The sequence below is a fragment of the Burkholderia sp. B21-005 genome (assembly GCF_020843965.1).
GTDB lineage: Bacteria > Pseudomonadota > Gammaproteobacteria > Burkholderiales > Burkholderiaceae > Burkholderia > Burkholderia ambifaria.
Genome location: NZ_CP086301.1, coordinates 2,128,469 through 2,151,107 on the forward strand (window position 1 = coordinate 2,128,469; position 22,639 = coordinate 2,151,107).

Here is a 22,639-nt window from a genome sequence, read left to right on the forward strand (position 1 = left end):
GGCTCAGGCTGTCAGCGCATCGAGTGCGTCCTCGGTAAGCCACAGCGATTCCTGCAGGTCCTGCTCGTTCAGGTTCAGGCCTTCACCGCCGCGATCGACGACGATGAAGTCGCTGACGCCGCCGAGTGCGATCAGCGGGTGATGCCACACGCCCTTCGCATAGTTGACGCCCTGCCACCCGCTCGTCACGAACGCGCGGATCTTCGACGCATCGAGATCGCCCGCCGGCGCGACGACGACGAGATACGGCTGGTCGTTCAGCGGCACGAACGCCTGGCTGCCGAGCGGGTGCCGCTCCAGCATCTTCACTTCGAACGGCAGCGTGCGCGGCTGACCGCGAAACAGGTTGACGAGCGTGCGGCCGTCTTCGTCCGCCACGTCGACTTTCGCGAGATCGTGAAAGCGGATCGTCGTGCCGAGGTTGATCGGAATCTGCTTCGCGCCCTCCGTTTCGATCACGTCGCCGAACGGCGCGAACGCTTCCTTGGTCAGCGGTTCGATGGCAAGCGTCTTCATTTGTCGAGCGTCCCCCACAGACGCACGCGTGATACGCCACCGTCCGGAATGATGTTCAGGCGTACGTGGGTTACCGGGCCCAACGAGGCGATTTCGTGTTCGAAGTAATGCTGCTTGTCCATCTGCAGCTTCTGTTCGCCGAGCAGCACCGGCCAGAACATCGACTGCGTGATCAGCGAGCTGTCGGTGCCGCCCGACACGTACGCGGCCTGGATCGAGCAGCGGTCCGGGTAGTTGCCCTTGAAGAACGCGGTATCGACTTCGATCTTGCGGATCACGCCCGGCTGCGCGAGCGCGATGATCGCCCAGTCGTTGCCCGGTTCGCGGCGCCGCCGGGTTTCCCAGCCGTCGCCCATGTTCACGCCGCGGCCCGGCAGCAGCAGGTTCGACGCGACGCCGAAGTGCTGGTTGTTCGCGGCCACCACGTAGCCGCCGTTTTCCATCGCCGCGAGGTCGAATTGCTCGGTCGCGCTCGCGCCGGCCCAGTCGAGCTGCGGCTGGCCGTACACGCGCAGGCGCGCGATGCCGCCGTCCGGATAGATGTTCACGCGCAGGTGCGTGAACGCACGGGCATCGCTCGCTTCGACGTAGTGATGGCTGTTGCCCTGCAGCGTCGTCGACGGCACGATCTCGACCCACTCGGTCGCATGCGTCGGCGCGCCATCGGCCACGTACGCGGCCTCGATCGACGCGGCCGGCGGGAAATTGCCGGTGAAGTGGCTCGTGTCGATGTCGAAACCCTTGATCACGCCCGGCCGCGCGAGCTTGACGATGCACCAGTCATAGCCCGTCGTGCGCTTGCGGCGCGTCTCCCAGCCGTCCATCCACTTGCCGTGATCGTCGTACTTGCCGGGGATGAACACCGCCGGCTCGGGGTTCAGCATCCGGTCCTTCGGCGCGAAGAAGTCGTCGCTGGCCTCGAGCGCCTGCGCACCGAGACGCGGGTCGGCAAGGTTCACGTAGCGCCGCGTGAAATCGGGTGCGTTGGGATCGAGAAGCGGAACAGCCATGATGTTTCCTTGTTTCAGTGAGACGATCAGGCCGCTGCGACGCAGCAGGCCGTGTTGCGGTGTCAGGCGTCGATCAGGTCGTCGAGGCGAAAGCGCGCGATCCGGTAGATCTGGTCGAGGCTCGCGCGCAGTTCCTCGGTGCGTGAGTGATTCACGCGCGACTCGAAGTTCGCGATGATGCCGTGCCGGTCATAGCCGCGCACCGCGAGGATGAACGGGAAACCGAACTTCTCGCGATACGTGCGGTTCAGCGTCAGCAGCTTGTCGAACTCTTCCTGCGTGCACTGGTCGAGACCCGCGCCGCTCTGCTCGCGCGTCGACTCGGCCGTCAGCTCGCCGCGCACGGCGGCCTTGCCGGCCAGCTCCGGGTGAGCGTTGATCAGGGCGAGCTGGCGCGCTTCGCCACCCGTCTCGACCGCACCCGACATCGTCTTGTGCAGCGCGTCGATGCTCGCGAACGGCCGCTCGGCCGCGGCGACCTCGGCCACCCACGGCGAATGTTCGAAGATCCCCGACAGCGCCGCGACGAATGCGCTCGGCGCCATCGTGTTCAGTTGATCCAACGTGTAACGCATCGCCTTCATGCTTTCCCTTCGTTTCGATGATTGGGCTGATACGGATGATGTTCACGCCAATGACGCGCGATATCGACACGGCGCGTCACCCATACGCGATCGTGCTGCTCGATGTGGTCGAGGAAACGCTGCAGCCCGCGAAAACGCCCCGGCCGGCCCAGCAACCGGCAGTGCATGCCGATCGACAGCATCTTCGGCGCTTCGTCGCCCTCGGCGTACAGCACGTCGAATGCGTCGCGCAGGTAGTCGAAGAAGTGATCGCCGGTGTTGAAGCCCTGCGGCGTCGCGAAGCGCATGTCGTTCGTATCGAGCGTGTACGGGACGATCAGCTGCGGCGACGTACCGCCGCCCGACACGGCGACGTCCATCCAGAACGGCAGGTCGTCGCCATAGTTGTCGGAGTCGTACAGGAAGCCGCCGTATTCCGCGACGAGACGGTGCGTGTTCGGGCTGTCGCGGCCGGTATACCAGCCAAGCGGGCGCTCGCCCGTCACGCGCTCGATCGCTTCCATCCCGAGGCGCATGTGCTCGGCCTCGAGTTCGGGCGTCATGCTCTGGTAGTGGATCCAGCGCCAGCCGTGGCACGCGATCTCATGACCGAGCTCGACGAACGCGCGCGCCAGTTCCGGATGGCGCTCGATCGCCATGCCGACGCCGAACACCGTCAGCGGCAGCCCGCGCTTCTCGAATTCGCGCAGGATGCGCCATACGCCGGCACGCGAACCGTATTCGTAGATCGACTCCATGCTCATGTGGCGGTCCGGATACGCGGCCGCGCCGACGATTTCGGACAGGAACTGCTCGGAGCCCGGATCGCCGTGCAGCACGCAGTTCTCGCCGCCCTCCTCGTAGTTCAGGACGAATTGCACGGCGACGCGGGCGCGCCCGGGCCAGTTCGCCTGCACGGGATGGCGGCCGTAGCCAATCAGGTCGCGAGGATAGTTGGAATCGAGTGACATGGGTTCGAAGTGCGACGAAAGCTTGCCGGAATAATGGGTTCGCATCGACCCGCGCGTGTGCCGGAGGCCGGCCGCGCGGGGCGATGCGATGACGGCCCAGTGTAGCGAAAAGGTGCAGACGCGCCCATACAGCGGCGCAGATAGTGCAGGTCAGACGGTGTGTATGTGCGGGTGCGGCAAATTCGGCGCCCGTTCCGGCTCGGCGGTCCCGCTGCGCCCCGTGGTGGTGGCGGCCGGCGCGGCCGGCGAAGCGTCCTCTGCGGGGCTGAAGCGCGCGAATTCGCCGTCATAGCGCTTCGGCAGCGGCCGCGCATAGTCGCCGCGCTTCGCGGTCGCGAGGCGCAGCGCGACGAGCGCCTCGGCCCACTTGACGGCCGCCGTCACGCCTTCCACGACCGGCGCGCCGATCTGCTGCTCGATCTCGTGCGCGAATTCGGCCATCCCCGCACAGCCGAGCACGATCGCGTCGGCGCCGTCCTCGTCGAGCGCGCGCCGGCATTCGTCGACGATGATCCGCCGCGCGGCCGAGCCTGGCCGGTCGAGCTCGAGCACCGCGACGTCGGTCGCGCGCACGTTGCGGCAGAACCGCTTCATCCCGTAGCGCTCGGCGAGATGCCATGCCATCCCGCAGGTGCGCGCGAGCGTCGTGACGACCGAGAAGCCCGGCGCGAGCACGCTCGCCGCGTGCATCGCCGCCTCGGCGATCCCGATCACCGGCCCGCGCGCGACCTCGCGCGCCGCATACAGGCCCGGATCGCCGAAACACGCGATCACGTACGCGTCGCAGCCGTCGCGCTCGCCCTGCGCGATCTCGGCGAGGAGCCCGGGCGTCGCGAGCGCCTCGTCGTAATAGCCTTCGATCGACGGCGGCCCCATTGGCGGGCTCACCGCGACGATCTCGGTGCCCGCGGCCGCGACTTCACGCGCGCAGCGGCCCATCGCATCCGTCATCCGCTGCGTCGTATTCGGATTGATCAGCTTGATCTTCATCGCGCGCTCCTCAGGCCTTCGTGCTCACGAGCAGCCGGTAGAACACGAAGCCGAGCCCCGCGCCGATGAACCACGAGAAGTTCGCGGCAGCCTGCCAGCCCGGCACCATCACGCAGACGACCGCGATCACCGCGGCCGGCAGCAGCGCGGCGAGCGCGCGGCGGTTCACGCCGCCCGTGTACCAGTAGGTGCCGCTCTCCGACATCGTGTAGAGGTCGTCGCGCACGAGGCGGCCGCGCTTGACGAGGTAGAAGTCGGCGATCAGCACGCCGTACAGCGGGCCGATGAATGCGCCGAGCACGTCGAGCGTGTAGTGGATCACGGCCGGGTTGTTGAACAGGTTCCATGGCGTGATGAAAATCGACGCGACGGCGGCGAGCATCCCGCCCGCGCGCCAGCTGATCAGCCGCGGCGCGACGTTCGAGAAGTCGAACGCGGGCGACACGAAGTTCGCAACGATGTTGATGCCGATCGTCGCGATCGTGAAGGTCAGCGCGCCGAGGATCACCGCGGTCGGATGATCGATGCGGCCGACCGTCGCGACGGGGTCGGTGATGAGTTCGCCGAACACCGGCAGCGTCGCGGCCGTCGTGATCACCGTGACGAGCGAGAACGCGAGGAAGTTGACCGGCAGCCCCCAGAAGTTGCCGCGCTTCACGTCGCCGAACGAGCGGCAGTAGCGCGAGAAGTCGCCGAAGTTCAGCATCGGCCCGGAGAAGTACGACACAACGAGCGACACGGCCGTGATCATCACCGGAATCACTTCCGCGCCGTGATACTTGACGCCGCCGAGGTTCAGGCCGATGTTGCGCCAGCCCGCGCGCCACACCATGTAGCCGGCCAGGATGAACATCACGACGTAGACGGCCGGGCCCGCGAAGTCGATGAACTTCTTGATCGTCTCCATCCCGTTCCAGAACACGAACGCCTGCAGCACCCACAGCAGCATGAAGCCGGCCCAGCCGACCGCGGACAGCCCGAGGAAGCCGTAACGATGGACGTCCGCGTACGGCAGCCATTGCGGGAAAAACTTCAGCACGACGATCACGAGCGCGCTGGACGCGAGATAGGTCTGGATGCCGTACCACGCGATCGCGATCAACCCGCGGATCACGGCCGGCACGTTCGCGCCGAGCACGCCGAACGTCGCGCGGCACGCGACCGGATACGGCACGCCGATCTGCTGGCTCGGGCGCGCGATCAGGTTGCACAGCCGGTTCACGATCGTGATGCCGACGATCAGTGCGATCAGCACCTGCCAGCTCGTCAGCCCGAGCGCGAACAGGCTGCCGGCGAACACGTAGCCGCCGACGCTGTGCACGTCCGACATCCAGAACGCGAAGATGTTGTACGCACCCCATGTCTGATTTTTAAGGGGTGCTAAATCTTCGTTGTACAAACGTTGACTGTAACCGTCCGGCAACGGGGAACCCCCGCCCTCGCCGCGTTCTTCCGCCGGATAGGTGCTGTCGTGCGCCACACTGAACTGAGCCATGACTTCTCCTTGACGCGGCCGCCCGGCCGCTCCACCGTCATCGATATCGCTCCGGATCGTCGCCCGGAGTCGGACTGGCGGCCGGCGGCGCAAACCGCCGGCCTGCATTGCTCTCGTCGTGTGGCGCGCGGGCCGGTTCGCGTCGCCGCTCAGGCGCCGCCGAACACTTCGCGCAAATCGACCTGCCCTTGCGCGGGCCGGTCCAGCATCTTCAGTTCGACATGCTGCAGGTGGTGCGCCATCAGCGTCACCGCCCGCTTCGGATCCCCCGCTTCCAGCGCGCTCAGGATCTCGTCGTGGTCATCGCACGAGCACGGGCTGCGCCCGTGCGATTCATACAGCGCCGACATCAGCGTCGAGCGTGCGACGAGCCCGTCGAGGCACTCGCAGAGCGTCGCATTGCCCGTCAGCGCCGCGAGCGCCGTATGGAATTCGCCCGACAGGCGGATCCACGCCGCGAAATCGTGCCGCTCGAACGCCTTGCGTTCCTTGTCGATCAGCGCGGCGACACCCTTCAGCCGCTTCGCGCCCGGCCCCGTCGCGAGCCGCTCGACGACGGCCAGCTCGATGATCCGGCGCATCTCGAACACCTCGTGCACGTCCTGCAGCGTCGGACTCGCGACGAACGCACCGCGGTTCGGCTCGAGATCGACCAGCTTGTCGGCCGCGAGCAGCGCGAGCGCCTGCCGGATCGTCCCGCGCTTCACGCTGAACACGTCGCAGAGCTGCGCCTCCGTCAGCTTCGCGCCGGGCGCGAGCCGATGCTCGAGGATCGCCGTGCGGATCCGCTCGGCGATCGCTTCGGGGCCGGCCGTACCGGACGGAGGGGAATCGGGCTCGTTCATGATCTGCATCGTGTGATGGTCCTCATCCTAGGATGGACATAAAGATTGTCAACAATTCTTTTCCTGAAATGCGCACAATCCGTGTGCACGCCGTCGCGCCAGATCCGTGCGCGGCGCACGAAATCCAGGCACACCAAGAATCTCACGCTTATTCAAGGCGGTTTCCGGTGTAGACCCTTCCGGCTATTTTGTTGACAAAAATGGTGCACGCCATGAGACAAACCCGATCGGCGGTGATGAAAATTTATGACCGTTAGTTGCACACTTACCTAAAGAAAAGGCGGGGAACCCCCGCCTTTCGATGGTGCCTGCCCGGCTCAGCCGAGATGCGGATAGTCCGACAGCGTAAGCCGGAAACCGTGCGCATTCGCGACGAGCTGCGCCTGCGCGCCGAACGGCAGCGTCAGCAGGTCGGGCACGTGACCGAACTGCAGCCCCGTGACGACCGGGATGCCGATCACCGAGCGCACCTGGTCGATCATCGCCTGCATGTCGTAGCCGTTGTCGTAGTCGAACGGCCGCGCGCCCGTGAACTGCCCGAGCACGAGCGCCTGCTGGCGCGCGAGCAGCCCCGACAGATGCAGCTGGTAGATCATCCGTTCGATCCGGAACGGCTGCTCGTTGACGTCCTCGATGAACAGGATGCCACCTTCGATATCGGGCATGTACGGCGTGCCGACGAGCGACGTGAGGATCGCAAGGTTGCCGCCCCACAGCGTGCCCGTCACGTTCACGGTCTGCACCTGCGGCGCTTCGGCGATGATCGTCGTGGTCGGCTGCGACAGCGTCTGCCAGAAGTGTTGCATCGTGAAGTCGCTCGGCGTTTCCGCGCCGAAGTCGGCCGACAGCATCGGGCCGCCGAAGGTCTTGATGCGCGCCTTCGCGTACAGCGCGAGCTGGATCGCGGTGAAGTCGCTGTGGCCCACCAGCGCGATCGGCTGGTCGCGCAGCCGGCGCTCGAGCCCGCGATAGTCGAGCCCGTGCAGGATGCGGGCGGCACCGTAGCCGCCGCGCACTGCGAGCCCGATGTCCGGCAGCGCGCGCTCCGGATCCGCCAGGCGATTCAGGTCGCCTGCCCGCTCGCCGTCGGTCCCGCCAAAACGCTGAAAGCGGCGCTGCGTCGCCTCGATATTCTCGATGCGCTGCTGCGCGCCGCTTAGGCGTTCGAGCGCGCGATTGATCGCGTCGGGATCATGCGGATAACCGGACGGCGCCAGCAGGCGGATGGTGTAGGACGCGGCGGGCTGGAAGGACATGGCGGAAGGGTTCAGGGTCGTCAAACCTGCTTAGAGGGTCCGAACCGTCTCGGGTTCACGGAACCGAGCAGCCCGCCCCGCTTCGGGGGACGGGCGCGTTCGGGGGCGCTTATGACGCGCCGGCTTCGGCGTCGCGGGCGAGCCGCGCTTCACGCAGCGCGCGGCGGCGTTCCGCGAAGAACGACTTGAGCGCGGCGCCGCACTCGTCGGCGAGCACGCCGCCGGTCACCTCGGTATGGTGGTTGAGCTGCGGATTCGCGAACGCGTCGATCACGCTGCCGCATGCGCCCGTCTTCGGATCGGCGGCGCCGTAGACGACCCGTGCGATGCGTGCGTGCATGATCGCGCCCGCGCACATCAGGCATGGTTCGAGCGTCACGTACAGCTCGCAGCCGGGCATCCGGTAATTCTGCAGATGCTGCGCGGCCATGCGCAGCGCGGCCATTTCCGCATGGGCCGACGGGTCGTGCCCGCCGATCGGATGGTTGAAGCCGCGTGCGATCACCTCGTCGCCGCACACCAGCACCGCGCCGACCGGCACTTCACCGGCCGCGCGCGCCTCGTCGGCGGCGGCCTGCGCGAGACGCATGAAATGCAGGTCGCGCGCCGACACGGGTGCGGTTTCGGGAACGGGAGAATCGGTAGAGGCTGCGGATCCGGCTGCCGCGTCGTGCAGCGCGTCGGTGCTCACATCGGCCCCGCTTCGGCGGGCATGTCATCGAGCCCGCGCTCGCACAGACGTTCCGCGATGCGCCGGCAATAGTCGCGCGGCATCACCATCGGGCCGCCGCGCAGCGATTCGAGCGCCATGTCGAGCGCGAGGATCTTCGCCTGCAGCCGGCAGCGCGCGGCGCGGTCGCTGACCGCCTGCAGTTCGTCCTGCAGGTTGCGCAGCGCGCGCAGTTGCTCGACGGCCGGCGGCACGAAGCCCGCGTTCTTCAGGATACGGTTGGCCACCCGCACCTCCTCGGGTACGAGCAGGTCGTCATCCAGCGCCTGCGGCGCGCCGGTACCCGGCAAATCGTCGAACTCGCCCCGCGCGGCGGCGGCGGCGATTCGTTGTTCGACCAGTGCGTCAAGCAGTCTCATCAGTCAATCGGAACAATGCGGCAGCCGAATTCTAGCAGGGTGACGCGCGTATGACAGGCCATTCGAACGGATGCTCGATATTGTATTTTTAGGGGCCGAATCGGCGCGCATGCGCGCCGATCGCCGCGACTTGCCGCTGTGCTGCGCCGCAGCAGGCTCCGCGCGGGTTTCGCGTGGTCTTGGCGCGATTTATGCAGGCAACGCCACCCCCGTTTTTTTATTTTCGTCCGGGGGAACCCGCGTTCGTCATTCCGCCGAAATCGCCGTTTCGGGGCAGCCAGGTCATGCGGCGACCGGCTGCGAGCGCTCCTTGGGAAACGGCCGGAACATCATCGCGACGAGGAACGCGCCGATGCCGATCGCGAACGATCCGAGGTACAGCCAGCCGTAGCTGCCCAGCGCATCGACGATCAGGCCGCCGGCGACCGGCCCCGCCGCCATCCCGAGGCTGCCGGCCATCGCACAGCCGCCGATCACGGTGCCCATCATCCGCAGCGGGAAGTTCTCGCGCGCGAGCACCGCATAGAGCGGCATCACGCCCGCATAGATGAAGCCGAACAGCGTCGCGACCACGTAGAACCCGTCCAGCGTGCGCACGAAGTAATAGCCGAGCGCGCCGAGCGCCTGCGCGAGCAGCCCCGCCGCCAGCATGCGCTTCGCGCCGAGGCGGTCGCCCAGCAGCCCGAACGCGACGCGTCCGCCCATGCCCGCGAGCCCCTCGACGCTGTAGATCGACACCGCGGCGATCAGCGGGATTCCGCAGGTCACCGCGTAGCTGACCGTATGGAAGATCGGGCCGGAGTGCGTCGCGCAGCAGAAGAAGTTGGTCAGCAGCAGCACGAGGAACTGCGGCGAGCGCAGCGCGCCGCCGACCGACAGCGGCGCGGTCGCGGGCCCGCCTGCCGACGTCGGCCCGTCGAGTGGACCGTCAAGCGCGGGCGCACGGCGCACGAGCAGCGACGCCGGAATCATGACGACGGCGGCCAGCACGGCGATCGCCAGCATCGACGTGCGCCAGCCGTGGCTCGACACGAGCCAGGCCGCGAGCGGCGCCATCGTCATCGGCGCCATGCCCATGCCGGCCGACACCAGCGATACCGCGAGGCTGCGGTGCGTGTCGAACCAGCCGGTCACGCATGCCATCATCGGCGCGAACACCGCGGCCGTCGCACTGCCGACGGCCAGCCCGAAAATCAGCTGGAACGCGAGCAGCGACGGTGCACGGCTCGCGAGCGCCAGGCTCACCGACAGCAGCACGGCGCCCGTCACGACCACCGCGCGCGTGCCGATGCGGTCCGACAGGCTGCCCCAACCGATGCTCGCGAAGGCCATCGCGAGGAAGCCGAGCGTCATCGCGGCGGAAATGCCGGTCATCGACCAGCCCGTGTCGCGTGCAATGGCTCGCAGGAACACGGGCAGCGAGAACATCGCGCCGATCGCGATGCAGCCCATCAGGCCGCCCGCGGCGACGATCACCCAGCGATAGCGGGAATCAGGCATATGGTCTCTCCTTTCTCTCCGTCGTACAGGCATCGATGAGGAACCGGACCGCGGCCGCGCGGCCAGCCCGGTCGATATCAACACGACGAACGGCGTACCGGAAAATCGACACGCACGACACCGGGCAGCGCGAATGTCCGATCGTCGGCCGATTCGAGCGACCGACAAGGGGCAGATCCCGACGAGCGTCGACCGCGCCGCCGCCCCGCTTTTCCGGAATCGGAAAGTCGAAATCAGAAATCGTTGGTTTGGACGCGCGAGCGCGCTCACTACACTCGAGTCATCTTGTCATAACAAGTTGACCGATGACCCCACCCAACGTCGTGCCGCTGTCGGCGGCCCCGCTCTACGTGCAGATCAAGGACACGCTGCGCGCGCGGATCCTCGACGGCACCTATGCGCCGCACAGCCGGATGCCATCCGAGCACGAACTGTGCGCGATGTTCGACGTGAGCCGCATCACGGTGCGCCAGGCGCTCGGCGACCTGCAGAAGGAAGGTCTGTTGTTCAGGCTGCACGGCAAGGGCACCTTCGTGTCGAAGCCGAAGGCGTTCCAGAACGTGACGTCGCTGCAGGGCTTCGCCGAGGCGATGTCGTCGATGGGCTACGAGATCGTCAACCAGCTGCGCAGCGTTCGCACCGTGAAGGCCGACCGCCATCTCGCGACGAAGCTGAACGTGCCGGAAGGCGCGCCGCTCGTCGAGATCCACCGCGTGCGGCTGCTCAACCGCGAGCCCGTGTCGCTCGAACAGACGTGGGTGCCCGAGGCGCTCGGCAAGCGGCTCGCGGGCGCGGATCTCGCGACCCGCGACATCTTCCTGATCCTCGAGAACGACTGCGGCGTGCCGCTCGGCCACGCCGACGTGTCGATCGACGCGATCCTCGCCGACGATGAAATCGTCGATGCGCTGCGCGTCGAGGAAAGCAGCCCGGTGCTGCGGATCGAGCGCCTGACGCACGACGCGTCGGGTACGCCGATCGACTACGAACACCTGTACTTCCGCGGCGACGCCTTCCAGTACCGGTTGCGCATCGATCGGCAGAAGGCGCTCCAACCTGCAAGGAACCCGCAATGAATACCCATGTACTCGAATACGACATCGTCGTGGTCGGCGGCGGCACGGCCGGCCCGATGGCCGCGATCAAGGCCAAGGAGCGCGACCCGTCACTGCGCGTGCTGCTGCTGGAGAAGGCCAACGTGAAGCGCAGCGGCGCGATCTCGATGGGGATGGACGGCCTGAACAACGCGGTGATCCCCGGCCATGCGACGCCCGAGCAGTACACGCGCGAGATCACGATCGCCAACGACGGGATCGTCGACCAGGAAGCCGTCTACGCGTATGCGACGCACAGCTTCGCGACGATCGAGCAGCTCGACCGCTGGGGTGTGAAGTTCGAAAAGGACGGCACCGGCGACTACGCGGTGAAGAAGGTCCACCACATGGGTTCGTACGTGCTGCCGATGCCGGAAGGACACGACATCAAGAAGGTGCTGTACCGGCAGCTGAAGCGCGCGCGCATCGCCATCACGAACCGGATCGTCGCGACGCGCGTGCTGACCGACGCGCAGGGCCGCGCGAGCGGCGTGCTCGGCTTCGACTGCCGCACCGCCGATTTTCACGTGATCCGCGCGAAGGCCGTGATCCTGTGCTGCGGCGCGGCCGGCCGTCTCGGGCTGCCGGCGTCCGGCTACCTGATGGGCACGTACGAGAACCCGACCAACGCGGGCGACGGCTACGCGATGGCGTATCACGCGGGCGCGGCGCTCGCGAACCTCGAGTGCTTCCAGATCAACCCGCTGATCAAGGACTACAACGGCCCGGCCTGCGCGTACGTGACGGGCCCGCTCGGCGGCTTCACCGCGAACGGCAAGGGCGAGCGCTTCATCGAATGCGACTACTGGAGCGGCCAGATGATGTGGGAGTTCTACCAGGAACTGCAAAGCGGCAACGGTCCAGTGTTCCTGAAGCTCGACCACCTCGCCGAGGAAACGATCCAGACCATCGAACAGATCCTGCACACGAACGAGCGGCCGAGCCGCGGCCGCTTCCATGCGGGACGCGGCACCGACTACCGGCGCCAGATGGTCGAGATGCACATCTCCGAGATCGGTTTGTGCAGCGGCCACAGCGCGTCCGGCGTGTACGTGAATGCGCGCGCGGAAACGACCGTGCCGGGGCTCTACGCGGCCGGCGACATGGCCGCCGTCCCGCACAACTACATGCTCGGCGCGTTCACCTACGGCTGGTTCGCCGGGCAGAACGCCGCCGACTACGTGGCCGGCCGCGATCACGCGCCGGTGGACGACGAACAGGTCGCCGCCGAACGCACCCGCGTGCTCGCGCCGCTCGCGCGCGAGCGCGGCCTCGCGCCGGCGCAGGTCGAATACAAGCTGCGCCGCATGGTGAACGACTATCTTCAACCACCGAAGGTGACGCGCAAGATGGAAATCGGGTTGCAACGTTTTGACGGAATTACTGAGGATATCGAAGAAATCAAGGCGAATCACCCGCATGAACTGATGCGCGCGGCCGAAGTGCGCGCGATCCGCGACTGCGCCGAAATGGCCGCGCGTGCGTCGCTGTTCCGCACCGAGAGCCGCTGGGGACTGTATCACCATCGGGTCGACTTCCCGCATCGCAATGACGCCGAATGGTTCTGCCACACCTGGCTGCGCAAAAGCGTCGACGGCACGATGCGCAGCGAGAAGCGGCCGGTCGAACCCTACGTCGTGCCGCTCGCCGACGACGAACGCAGCGCCTACGCGCACTTGCGCATCCGCGAACCGGCCGCACGCGCGGCCGTACTCTGACTCCGAGGAGCCTTACCGTGCCCCATACCCCGCACGACATCTTCCTGCGCAGCAGCGCGCCCGTGACGATCGACGAGGACCGCTGCATCGCCGACAAGGGCTGCACCGTCTGTGTCGACGTGTGCCCGCTCGACCTGCTCGCGATCGACGTGACCAAGGGCAAGGCGTACATGCAGTTCGACGAATGCTGGTACTGCATGCCATGCGAACGCGATTGCCCGACCGGCGCGGTCAAGGTGGACATCCCGTACCTGCTGCGCTGATCCCGCGCGCCGCCGGCGCGGCGCTTTCCCACTACCGTGCTCACGACACATGAAACCTGCGCTGCGCGTTCGTCGACATCAAGCGCCGCTGCCTCTGCTGCGCGACGCCGCCTGACCGCACGCTCCTGACTGCTCCGAGTTTTCGACCATGACCGCTTCTTCCCCTGCTTTCCCGCTGCCCGGCGCGCACGATTCCGACCATGCCGCGCTCGTCTCACGCGTTGCCGCAGCCGATGCATCGGTGCGCCGCATTGCGCTGCTCGAACTCGCCGATCTCGAGGATCCCGAGCTCGTGCCGACCTTCGTTGCGGCACTGCGCGACGATCCGTGCGCCGACGTGCGCGGCGAAGCCGCGCGCGTGCTTGCCGCGTGGGAACAACCCGATGTCGTCGACGCGCTGTGCCGTGCGCTGTTCGACCCCGACGACGGCGTGCGCGCGATCGCCGCGCAAGGCCTGTCCGAACTGAAGGACGTCGCGTCCGGCGCCGTGCTGTGCCGCTGGGCCGAACACGCCGAACCGTTCGTGCGCGTCGCCGTGCTGCGCGGGTTGCGCGAACTGCGCGATCCCGACGCATTCGTGCCGGCGCTGCGCGCGCTCGACGCGCCGGTGTCGGCCGTGCGCGCCGAGGCCGTCGCCGTGCTCGGCTGGCTCAAGGACGCCCGCGCGCTGCCGCCGCTCGCGCGCATTGCAACGACCGACACGCATGCGGACGTGCGGCGCATCGCGATCGGTGCGGCCGGATTCGCGGCGCCCGACGACGCGGCCGTCGTCACCGCGTTGCTTGCGGCGCTGCGCGACGCCGAATGGCAGGTACGCGAGGAAGCCGCCGCGACGCTCGGCAAGCTGCGCGTGGAGGCCGCACATGCACCGCTCGTCGCCGCGCTCGACGACGATTACTGGCAGGTGCGCTTGCGTGCGGTGCGTGCACTCGGGCAATTGCGCGACGCGGCCGCGGCGCCGGCCGTCGTCGGACTGCTGTCGCATGCGATCAGCAACCTGCGCAAGGAGGCGGCACTCGCGCTGGGCGAACTGCGCGATCCGGCGACGCTGCCCGCGCTGCGCGGCGCTCTTGAGGATCGCGATCCGGAGGTGCGCAAAGCCGTGCGGATCGCAATCGCGCAGATCGGAGATGACGCACGATGATGATGCCGACCGAGATCCGAGTCGATCATGCGGCCCGTGCGTTGGTGCTGCGCTGGCCGGACGGCGACATGCAACGCATCGGCTACGCGCGGTTGCGCAGCGATTGCCCGTGCGCCGCATGCCGGAAGATCCGTCTCGGTGGCGGCCGGGTCGACGCGCAACCCGGCCTGACGCTGGACGGCGTGGAAGCGGCCGGCTACGGCATCCGCCTGCTGTTCGGCGACGGTCATGCGCGCGGCATTTATCCGTGGCCGTATCTGGCGGAGCTCGGCAGAGATCGGGCGGATGCGACCGCCTGCTTGTCGAAGCAGCCCTGAGATGCCATCCCGGCTCGGGCTGCACAAAAAAACGCCCGGCAGGTTCCCCTGCCGGGCGTTCGCATCATCCGATGCCGTGATTGGCTACCGAGGCACGCCTCGGCGCCGCATCACTCCCACTCGATCGTCGCCGGCGGCTTGCCCGAGATGTCGTACACCACACGGTTGATCCCGCGCACCTCGTTGATGATCCGGTTCGACGCACGGCCGAGCAGCGCGTACGGCAGGTGCGCCCAATGCGCGGTCATGAAATCGGTGGTCTGCACCGCGCGCAGCGACGTCACGTAGTCGTACGTACGGCCATCGCCCATCACGCCGACCGACTTCACCGGCAGGAACACCGCGAATGCCTGGCTCGTCAGGTCGTACCAGGTCTTGCCGACGTCGGCCTCGCCGCACAGGCCGGCTGCCGCGTCTTGCGCCGTCGCGGTCGTGCCGCGCAGTTCCTCGATGAAGATCGCATCCGCGCGACGCAGCAAGTCCGCGTATTCGCGCTTCACTTCGCCGAGAATCCGCACGCCGAGGCCCGGGCCCGGGAACGGATGGCGGTACACCATCTCCGGCGGCAGGCCGAGCGCGACACCCAGTTCGCGCACTTCGTCCTTGAACAGGTCGCGCAGCGGTTCGAGCAGCTTCAGGCCAAGCGTTTCCGGCAAGCCGCCGACGTTGTGGTGGCTCTTGATCGTCGTCGCCTTCTTCGTCTTCGTACCGCCCGACTCGACCACGTCCGGATAGATCGTGCCCTGTGCGAGCCACTTCGCCTTCGACAGCTTCTGCGCTTCGGCCTGGAACACCTCGACGAATTCGCGGCCGATGATCTTGCGCTTCGCTTCCGGATCCGTCACGCCGGTCAGGTGGCCGAGGAACTGCTCGGATGCGTCGACGTGCACGACCTTCGCATGCAGGCGGCCCTCGAACATGTCGAGCACCATCTTGCCCTCGTTCAGGCGCAGCAGGCCGTGATCGACGAACACGCAGGTCAGCTGGTCACCGATCGCACGGTGGATCAGCGCGGCCGCGACGCTCGAATCGACGCCGCCCGACAGGCCGAGAATCACTTCCTCGTCACCGACCTGCTCGCGAATCTTCGCGACGGCTTCCTCGATGTGGTTGCTCATGATCCAGTCGGGCTTCGCGCCGGCGATCTGCAGCACGAAGCGTTCGATGATCTGGCGGCCCTTCACCGTGTGCGTGACTTCCGGGTGGAACTGCACCGCGTAGTAGCCGCGCGCCTCGTCGGCCATGCCGGCGATCGGGCAGCTCGGCGTCGACGCCATCAGCGCGAAGCCCGGCGGCAGCTCGGCGACCTTGTCGCCGTGGCTCATCCAGACCTTCAGCATGCCGTGGCCTTCGGCCGTCGTGAAATCCTCGATGCCGTCGAGCAGGCGCGTATGGCCGTGCGCGCGCATTTCCGCGTAGCCGAATTCGCGGTGGTCGCTCCACTCGACCTTGCCGCCGAGCTGCACGGCCATCGTCTGCATGCCGTAGCAGATGCCGAGCACCGGCACGCCGAGATCCCACACGGCCTGCGGCGCGCGCAGCTGGTGGTCTTCGTACGTGCTCGCGTGGCTGCCCGACAGGATCACCGCCTTCGGCGCGAACTCGCGGACGAAGTCGTCGGACACGTCGTTCGGGTGGATTTCGCAGTAGACGTGCGCTTCGCGCACGCGGCGCGCGATCAGTTGGGTGACTTGCGAACCGAAGTCGAGAATCAGGATTTTGTCGTGCATGGCTGCGGACGGGATGAAGAGAATAAGAAAAGCAGCGCATGAAGCGCTGCGTCAATAACATGGACAACGGCGTCGGGCGGCAGGCGGCTCGCGCGACGCATCGCCGGTCAATCCCGCGACGGCGGGCGCGCGTCGAATGCGACGCTGCCTGACAATCGGTCGGAGGCGGCCGGCGTGGCTGCCGCGGCCGGCGCCGCAGGCGCGGCCGGACGGCCGACGACCGGTTCGACCCGCTGCTGCGGTGCGGAGGCCGGCGCCGGTTCGGCCGGACGCTTCGCGTCCCGGGCCTCGAGCACCTGCGCCTTCTCGCGCCGCCGCACGGCCGATGCGAGCCGCACGCCGCCGAGGCCGAGCACGATCAGCGCGACACCGGCCATCGCCGACAGCACCCGGCCGGCGGCCGCGAGCGCGGGACCGTTGCCGGTGCCGAACGACCACACGACCGTCAGCACGCCGATCAGCCAGTTCACATGGCCGACCACGCGCGCGACGGGCGTCGTGAGTTCGCCGTTGACCGCCGCATGGAACGCGAGCCACGCGAGCCCGAGCAGCGCGATGCCGAACGCCTGGCCGAGCATCGCCGGCTGGATGTTCGCGAGTTGCAGCGCATTGAACAACGCCTGCCAGGGTGTCAGCACGAACAGCACGCCGAACCCCAGCAGCAGCATGGCATCGACGATCAGCACGGCTCGCAGCAGCGGTTTCATCGGCGATTAGTCCACGTGGTAGTTCGGTGCTTCCTTCGTGATCTGCACGTCGTGCACGTGCGACTCGCGCATGCCCGCCGCGGTGATCTGGACGAATTCGGCCTTGTCGTGCAGTTCGTCGATCGTGCGGCAGCCGCAGTAGCCCATGCTCGCACGCACGCCGCCGACCAGCTGGAACAGGATCGCGTTGACCGACCCCTTGTACGCGACGCGGCCTTCGATGCCTTCCGGCACGAGCTTGTCGATGTTCGCGGAGTTGTCCTGGAAGTAGCGGTCCGCCGCGCCGTCCTTCATCGCGCCGACCGAACCCATGCCGCGATACGACTTGTACTGGCGGCCCTGATACAGGAACACGTCGCCCGGCGCCTCTTCGGTGCCCGCGAACATGCTGCCCATCATCACCGCGTTCGCGCCGGCCGCGAGGGCCTTCGACACGTCGCCCGAGAAACGCACGCCGCCGTCGGCGATGCACGGCACGCCGGTGCCCTTCAGCGCGTCCGACACGTTCGCGATCGCGCTGATCTGCGGCACGCCGACGCCCGCGACGATCCGCGTCGTGCAGATCGAGCCCGGGCCGATACCGACCTTGACCGCGTCCGCGCCGTATTCGACGAGCGCCTTCGCGGCAGCGGCCGTCGCGATGTTGCCGCCGATCACCTCGACGTGCGGGAAGTTCTGCTTGACCCAGCGCACGCGCTCCAGCACGCCCTTGCTGTGACCATGCGCGGTATCGACGACGATCACGTCGACGCCGGCCTGCACCAGCAGCTCGACACGCTCTTCGTTGTCGGGGCCGACACCGACCGCCGCGCCTGCGCGCAGCTTGCCGTGTTCGTCCTTGCACGCATCCGGGTGTTCGGTCTGCTTCGTGATGTCCTTGACGGTCATCAGGCCGCGCAGTTCGAACGCGTCGTTGACGACCAGCACGCGCTCGAGGCGGTGGCTGTGCATCAGCGCCTTCGCTTCGGCGAGCGGCGTGCCTTCCTTGACCGTGACGAGACGCTCGCGCGGCGTCATGATCGACTTGACCGGTTCGTCGAGGCGCGATTCGAAACGCAGGTCGCGGTTCGTGACGATACCGACGAGCTGCGGGCCTTCGACGACCGGGAAGCCCGAGATGCCATGCTGACGCGACAGCGCGATCACATCGCGCACCTTCATCTGCGGCGGGACCGTGATCGGGTCGCGCACGACACCCGATTCGAAACGCTTGACTTTCGCGACCTCGCGGGCCTGCTCGGCCGGCGTGAGGTTCTTGTGGACGATACCCACACCACCCTGCTGCGCCATCGCGATCGCGAGGCGACCTTCGGTGACCGTGTCCATCGCGGCGGACACGAGCGGCATGTTCAGGGAGATGTTGCGGGTCAGCTTGGTCTTCAGGCTGGTGTCACGCGGGAGAACGTCGGAGAAGGCGGGAACGAGGAGCACGTCATCGAAAGTGAGTGCTTTTTGGATCAGACGCATGGCAAATCCTATGGGCGCAAAAGCGAATTATACGCGAAGCGCCGCGAATTTTCACAACACGAACAACGGGTTAGCCGTCTTCGAGCGTTCGGGGGCCGAATCGTTCGGATCGCCGTTCGGTTCGTTTTCGATCGCTTTTCGTTTCACCCGGGCATCGACCCATTCGCGCAGCCGGCCGGAATTCGGGCCGATCGCGCGTCGTCGCCGTACGACGCAGGCTCCAACGGCGGCGCAGCGGCCGCCCCGCTCGATGCGCGGTGGCGGCCTCGAGCGCCGCTAGGCGAGCCCCGCCGCGGCACACGCGATCATCGCTGCGCCGGCGCCGGTCGCGACGCCTCCGACCATCCGCGCGACCCATTCGCCGGCCGGAACCAGCCGCTCGGCGGCAATGGCCACCGTCACGACCGCCATCACGCGTAGATCCATCATGCCGGCCGCCAGTGCAACGGCCATCAGGTTCCCGCAGCAGGCACCGCACCGCGTGGCGGCCCGCACGCCGTGCCGCCACGCGGCGCCGGCACCTGCCCGCCGCGCACCTTCGTCGTCCGGTGCGTGCCGGCAGCACGCAAGCCGGCGCAGCTTCCAGCCGGAAAACTGCAGCATGCCGGCGCCAAGCATGACCGCGCCGGCAGCAAACGGCATTGCGGCAGCGAGTGCGGACAGGCGCGTGGTGGCCGCCGCCAACGCGGCACCGACGGGAAACACCACCGCACCGACCGCCATCCACACCGAGAAATACCCGGCGCCCGCAATCGCGACGCACCATGCCGCACGCGCGTCGCCCACCGGGCCGAGGCTTTGCCGGTATCGCCAGAGCACCGGCGCCAGCACCGGCAGCATCATCGTCACCGTCATCGCGCCCCACATGCCGGCGAACCCGGCGAACGCGTGCCCTGCGTGCCATCCGCACGGCCTGAGCCATCCGGCCGACAGCGTCCAGCCGCCCGCCATCGGCATGCCGCCGATCGCGTCCATCGCTGCGTGCTGCGCGAGCGTCGCCCACGCGGCGGCGGCGAACACCGCGACGAGCGCGGCGCCGAACGCGAGCCGGCCGCCTGCCGCAGCGCCGGTCGCAGCCGATTTCGTCGCGATGCCCATCACTCGCTCCCGTTGCAGTTCGACCCGCGCTCAACCGCGTGCGTATTCGTCATGACGACGCCACCACACGCCCGTCTCGTTGCGCCCGAGCGGAGCGCGATCGAGCCACTGGTACATGCCCCACAGTCCGTCGAGCCCGCGCGCGTAGGTCGAATACGTGTGATAGACGACGCCGTCCTCGCGCACGAACGCGCTCATCCCCGGCCGGTCGAGCGCGTACGTGGCGGCGTCGGTGCCGCACGTCGCCGCGAACTGGGCGACGGCGGCCGGCGGCGGGTCCATGTCCATCGCGTGGCCGGCCCGCGCGTAGTTGTATTCGACGTCGCCCGCGCGCTGCTGCGCTTCGGTGAACGACACGTTGAAGTCGAAATTGAACTCGCCGCCGTCCGACGACGCCCACGGAAAGCGCCAGCCCATCCGCTGCCGGTACGCGAGCAGCTTCGCGAGCGGCGCGCGCGACACCGCGGCGAGCGTCACGTCGTGGTTCGCAAGGTGGACCGCAAAGCCGTCGAAGCCATCCGCCAGCGCCGAGCACGACGGGCAGCCTGCCTTGTAGTCGGGGCCGAACATGAAGTGATAGACGAGCAGCTGCGAGCGGCCGCCGAACAGATCGTCGAGCGTCGCCGGGCCGTCCTCGGTATCGAACCGGTAGGTCTTGTCGACGCGCACCCACGGCAGCGCCTGGCGCCGCCGCGCGAGCTCGTCGCTCTGCCGTGTCAGTGCCTTTTCCGCGTCGAGCAGCGCGCGGCGCGCAGCCAGCCATTCGGCGCGTGTTCCGGTGAGATGGTTCGTCATTGCGGGTTCCTCCTTGGGACAGGGATCCGGGCACGGCGCATCTGCCGTGTGCGTGGTGCTAGATTAGGGCCGGGCATCGGACGGCAGGGAGTGACAACTGTGTCGGGATTCGGATGGATTCGCTGATCACGGCCGCGGCACGCGCGCTCGCGGCGGGCGACCCGCTCGGCGCGCTGAACCGCGTCGCGCTGCGCGACGACGCGCCGGCGCTCGCGTTGCGCGGCATCGCGATGGCGCAACTCGGCGATTTCGAGCGTGCGCGGGCGCTCGTGCGCGGCGCGGCCCGCGCATTCGGCACGAAAGAGGCCGTCGCGCGGGCGCGCTGCGTCGTCGCGGAAGCCGAGATCGCGCTGGCGTCGCGGGATCTCGGCTGGCCGTCACGCGCGCTCGACGCCGCCTGCGCGACGCTCGACGCACACGGCGACCACGCGAACGCCGCGCATGCGCGCTATCTCGTCGTGCGCCGGCTGCTGCTGATCGGGCACGTCGACGACGCCGAACGCCGGCTCGCGAGCCTCGATCCCGCACCGCTGCCGGCCGCGTCGCGCGCGGCGCATGAACTGATCGCGGCCGGCATCGCGATGCGCCGGATCCGCCCGCACGCGGCGCGCATGGCCCTCGCCCGTGCACGCGCGGCCGCACGGGACGCCGGCATCGCCGCGCTGACGGCCGAAGTCGACACGGCCGCGCGCGTGCTCGATACGCCGGCCGCGCGACTCATCGCGCGCGGTGCGTCGCGGCTCGTGTTGCTCGACGAGGTCGAGGCGCTGCTCGAATCGAACGCACTCGTCGTCGATGCATGCCGCCACGCGGTGCGCGACGCGCGCACGACGGTGTCGCTCGCGCGCCGCCCAGTGCTGTTCGTGCTCGCCCGCATGCTCGGCGAAGCGTGGCCTGGCGACGTGTCGAGAAACGCGCTCGTCGCCGCGGCGTTTCGCGCGAAACACGCGGACGAATCGCATCGTGCCCGCCTGCGCGTCGAGATCGGCCGCCTGCGCGCGATGCTGCGGCCGCTCGCGAACGTCACCGCGACGCCACACGGCTTCGCGCTCGAACCGCTCGGCCCGCGCGAAACCGTCGTGCTCGCGCGCCCCGTCGACGACCGCCACGCGGCCGTGCTCGCGCTGCTCGCGGACGGCGAGGCGTGGTCGAGTTCCGCACTGGCCCTCGCGCTCGGCGCGAGCCAGCGCACCGTCCAGCGTGCGCTCGACGCGCTCGCCGAAGCGGACAAGGTGCAGGCGCTCGGCCGTGGTCGAGCGCGCCGCTGGATGACGCCGCCGCTGCCCGGATTCGCGACGACCTTGTTACTCCCCGCGCCGCTGCCGGGCGACTAGGATGGGTACACCAACGACGAGGCGACAGACATGAAACGATCCACGGCAAACATCCTCCGCGAATACGGCCCGTTTCCGGGCGGCGACGGCGTGCACGGCGTCACGTTCGACGGGCAGCACGTATGGTTCGCGTCCGGCGACAAGCTGAACGCGCTCGACCCGGAACGCGGCACGACCGTGCGCACACTCGACATCGCCGCGCACGCGGGCACCGCGTTCGACGGACGCCACCTGTTTCAGATCGTCGAGGACCGCATCGAGAAGATCGATCCCGACTCGGGCCGCGTGCTCGCGACGATACCCGCGCCCGGCGGCGGCGCCGATTCCGGGCTCGCCTGGGCCGAAGGCACGCTATGGGTCGGCCAATACCGCGAGCGCAAGATTCATCAGGTGGATCCGCAATCGGGCGCCGTGCTGCGCACGATCGAATCGAATCGCTTCGTCACCGGCGTGACGTGGGTCGACGGCGAGCTGTGGCATGGCACCTGGGAGGCAGACGAGAGCGAGCTGCGGCGGATCGACCCGCGCACCGGGCAGGTGCTCGAGCAGGTCGACATGCCGCCCGGCGTCGGCGTGTCGGGGCTGGAGTCCGACGGTCGCGACACGTTCTACTGCGGCGGCGGCAACAGCGGCAAGCTGCGCGCCGTACGCCGCCCTGGGCGGTCATCCGCGGCGGGCGACAGTGCGGCGGCGGCCGAACCGGCCGAGGGCTGATCCGCCGGTCGTCGCAGGGCGTG

Annotated in this window: 23 protein-coding genes; 7 read left to right on the forward strand and 16 right to left on the reverse strand. The window is 68.1% G+C overall.

Features of this window, described 5'->3' with window-relative positions; translation table 11 throughout:
• Positions 1–3 precede the first annotated feature (3 nt).
• The 11 genes from LMA02_RS09965 to LMA02_RS10015 form a co-directional block, all read right to left on the reverse strand.
• Positions 4–516 (reverse strand): ureidoglycolate lyase, encoded by a 513-nt coding sequence (locus tag LMA02_RS09965; protein WP_166723331.1) that lies wholly within the window; start codon positions 514–516, stop codon positions 4–6.
• Positions 513–1,526, reverse strand: coding sequence for an allantoicase (gene alc / locus LMA02_RS09970; protein WP_175762889.1), 1,014 nt, complete (start codon positions 1,524–1,526; stop codon positions 513–515). Before alc ends, LMA02_RS09965 begins: the two co-directional genes overlap by 4 nt.
• 62 nt (positions 1,527–1,588) lie before the next feature.
• Positions 1,589–2,110: a 2-oxo-4-hydroxy-4-carboxy-5-ureidoimidazoline decarboxylase gene (gene uraD / locus LMA02_RS09975; protein ID WP_228904622.1), complete on the reverse strand. Its 522-nt coding sequence runs from the start codon at positions 2,108–2,110 to the stop codon at positions 1,589–1,591.
• On the reverse strand, positions 2,107–3,060 hold the full coding sequence (gene puuE, locus LMA02_RS09980; RefSeq protein WP_228904623.1) for an allantoinase PuuE: 954 nt from the start codon (positions 3,058–3,060) through the stop codon (positions 2,107–2,109). Before puuE ends, uraD begins: the two co-directional genes overlap by 4 nt.
• Positions 3,061–3,210: 150 nt before the next feature.
• Positions 3,211–4,050 carry an aspartate/glutamate racemase family protein gene (locus LMA02_RS09985; protein ID WP_228904624.1) on the reverse strand — a complete coding sequence of 280 codons (840 nt, stop codon included), beginning with the start codon at positions 4,048–4,050 and terminating at the stop codon, positions 3,211–3,213.
• Positions 4,051–4,060: 10 nt separating this feature from the next.
• Entirely contained in the window at positions 4,061–5,545 is a 1,485-nt protein-coding gene (locus tag LMA02_RS09990; protein ID WP_228904625.1) for an NCS1 family nucleobase:cation symporter-1, read from the reverse strand.
• A gap of 149 nt (positions 5,546–5,694) precedes the next feature.
• Positions 5,695–6,399, reverse strand: a complete 705-nt coding sequence (locus tag LMA02_RS09995) for a GntR family transcriptional regulator (protein ID WP_228904626.1) — start codon at positions 6,397–6,399, stop codon at positions 5,695–5,697.
• Between the two features lie 308 nt (positions 6,400–6,707).
• Positions 6,708–7,646: a muramoyltetrapeptide carboxypeptidase gene (gene ldcA / locus LMA02_RS10000; protein ID WP_175797905.1), complete on the reverse strand. Its 939-nt coding sequence runs from the start codon at positions 7,644–7,646 to the stop codon at positions 6,708–6,710.
• A gap of 109 nt (positions 7,647–7,755) precedes the next feature.
• Positions 7,756–8,337, reverse strand: coding sequence for a tRNA adenosine(34) deaminase TadA (gene tadA / locus LMA02_RS10005; RefSeq protein WP_228904628.1), 582 nt, complete (start codon positions 8,335–8,337; stop codon positions 7,756–7,758).
• Positions 8,334–8,735, reverse strand: a complete 402-nt coding sequence (locus LMA02_RS10010; protein WP_006760552.1) for a DnaJ family domain-containing protein — start codon at positions 8,733–8,735, stop codon at positions 8,334–8,336. The genes tadA and LMA02_RS10010 overlap by 4 nt, the downstream gene beginning before the upstream one ends.
• Before the next feature lie 282 nt (positions 8,736–9,017).
• Complete coding sequence (locus LMA02_RS10015; protein WP_228904629.1) at positions 9,018–10,235, reverse strand: MFS transporter; 1,218 nt, start codon at positions 10,233–10,235, stop codon at positions 9,018–9,020.
• Positions 10,236–10,540: 305 nt separating this feature from the next.
• Here LMA02_RS10015 and LMA02_RS10020 point away from each other — a divergent pair, with 305 nt between their 5' ends.
• From LMA02_RS10020 to LMA02_RS10040, 5 genes are all read left to right on the forward strand, one after another.
• A complete protein-coding gene (locus LMA02_RS10020) occupies positions 10,541–11,311 on the forward strand; it encodes a GntR family transcriptional regulator (RefSeq protein ID WP_175660539.1) in 771 nt (256 codons plus the stop codon).
• On the forward strand, positions 11,308–13,047 hold the full coding sequence (locus LMA02_RS10025; RefSeq protein WP_228904630.1) for a fumarate reductase/succinate dehydrogenase flavoprotein subunit: 1,740 nt from the start codon (positions 11,308–11,310) through the stop codon (positions 13,045–13,047). Before LMA02_RS10020 ends, LMA02_RS10025 begins: the two co-directional genes overlap by 4 nt.
• Positions 13,048–13,064: 17 nt before the next feature.
• Entirely contained in the window at positions 13,065–13,310 is a 246-nt protein-coding gene (locus LMA02_RS10030) for a 4Fe-4S dicluster domain-containing protein (protein ID WP_006755644.1), read from the forward strand.
• A 148-nt stretch (positions 13,311–13,458) separates the two neighbouring features.
• Positions 13,459–14,454, forward strand: a complete 996-nt coding sequence (locus LMA02_RS10035) for a HEAT repeat domain-containing protein (RefSeq protein WP_228904631.1) — start codon at positions 13,459–13,461, stop codon at positions 14,452–14,454.
• Positions 14,451–14,771: a gamma-butyrobetaine hydroxylase-like domain-containing protein gene (locus LMA02_RS10040; protein ID WP_228904634.1), complete on the forward strand. Its 321-nt coding sequence runs from the start codon at positions 14,451–14,453 to the stop codon at positions 14,769–14,771. The genes LMA02_RS10035 and LMA02_RS10040 overlap by 4 nt, the downstream gene beginning before the upstream one ends.
• Positions 14,772–14,881: 110 nt before the next feature.
• Here the strand turns inward: LMA02_RS10040 and guaA are convergent, their stop codons facing one another.
• From guaA to LMA02_RS10065, 5 genes are all read right to left on the reverse strand, one after another.
• Complete coding sequence (gene guaA / locus LMA02_RS10045; protein ID WP_175700498.1) at positions 14,882–16,501, reverse strand: glutamine-hydrolyzing GMP synthase; 1,620 nt, start codon at positions 16,499–16,501, stop codon at positions 14,882–14,884.
• A gap of 107 nt (positions 16,502–16,608) precedes the next feature.
• On the reverse strand, positions 16,609–17,208 hold the full coding sequence (locus LMA02_RS10050; protein ID WP_175660533.1) for a hypothetical protein: 600 nt from the start codon (positions 17,206–17,208) through the stop codon (positions 16,609–16,611).
• Positions 17,209–17,214: 6 nt separating this feature from the next.
• The gene (guaB, locus tag LMA02_RS10055; RefSeq protein ID WP_006755813.1) at positions 17,215–18,675 is read right to left on the reverse strand and encodes an IMP dehydrogenase; all 1,461 of its coding nucleotides are present in this window, start codon (positions 18,673–18,675) and stop codon (positions 17,215–17,217) included.
• A 276-nt stretch (positions 18,676–18,951) separates the two neighbouring features.
• Positions 18,952–19,773 carry a DUF2182 domain-containing protein gene (locus LMA02_RS10060; protein ID WP_228904636.1) on the reverse strand — a complete coding sequence of 274 codons (822 nt, stop codon included), beginning with the start codon at positions 19,771–19,773 and terminating at the stop codon, positions 18,952–18,954.
• Positions 19,774–19,803: 30 nt separating this feature from the next.
• Positions 19,804–20,568, reverse strand: coding sequence for a DUF899 domain-containing protein (locus LMA02_RS10065; protein WP_228904637.1), 765 nt, complete (start codon positions 20,566–20,568; stop codon positions 19,804–19,806).
• Between the two features lie 113 nt (positions 20,569–20,681).
• Here LMA02_RS10065 and LMA02_RS10070 point away from each other — a divergent pair, with 113 nt between their 5' ends.
• Both LMA02_RS10070 and LMA02_RS10075 read left to right on the forward strand, forming a co-directional pair.
• Entirely contained in the window at positions 20,682–21,902 is a 1,221-nt protein-coding gene (locus LMA02_RS10070; protein WP_228904638.1) for a helix-turn-helix domain-containing protein, read from the forward strand.
• Between the two features lie 30 nt (positions 21,903–21,932).
• Positions 21,933–22,616, forward strand: a complete 684-nt coding sequence (locus tag LMA02_RS10075; RefSeq protein WP_228904639.1) for a glutaminyl-peptide cyclotransferase — start codon at positions 21,933–21,935, stop codon at positions 22,614–22,616.
• Positions 22,617–22,639: the final 23 nt, after the last annotated feature.